The organism is Streptomyces sp. AC558_RSS880 (assembly GCF_019049255.1).
Lineage (GTDB): Bacteria > Actinomycetota > Actinomycetes > Streptomycetales > Streptomycetaceae > Streptomyces.
Genome location: NZ_JAGMUJ010000222.1, coordinates 1 through 245, shown reverse-complemented (window position 1 = coordinate 245; position 245 = coordinate 1). Strand labels below are relative to the sequence as shown.

At 74.3% G+C, this 245-nt stretch carries 1 pseudogene; it reads left to right on the top strand.

Annotated elements, in window-relative coordinates:
* Positions 1 to 245, top strand: a pseudogene (locus tag KUM38_RS41420) (mycothiol synthase); the annotation flags it as partial.

Sequence of the window (245 nt, the reverse complement as noted above, 5' to 3'; positions counted from 1 at the left end):
CGATCTGCCCGACCCGGTGCTGCCGGACGGCGTGACCGTCCGGACGTTCGTGCCGGGGCGGGACGACGCCGCCTGGCTCGCGGTGAACGCCGCCGCGTTCGCCCACCACCCCGAGCAGGGCTCCCTCACCCAGCGCGACCTGGACGACCGCAAGGCCGAGGCGTGGTTCGACCCCGAGGGGTTCTTCCTGGCGGAGAAGGAGGGCCGGCTCGTCGGCTTCCACTGGACGAAGGTGCACGCGGCGG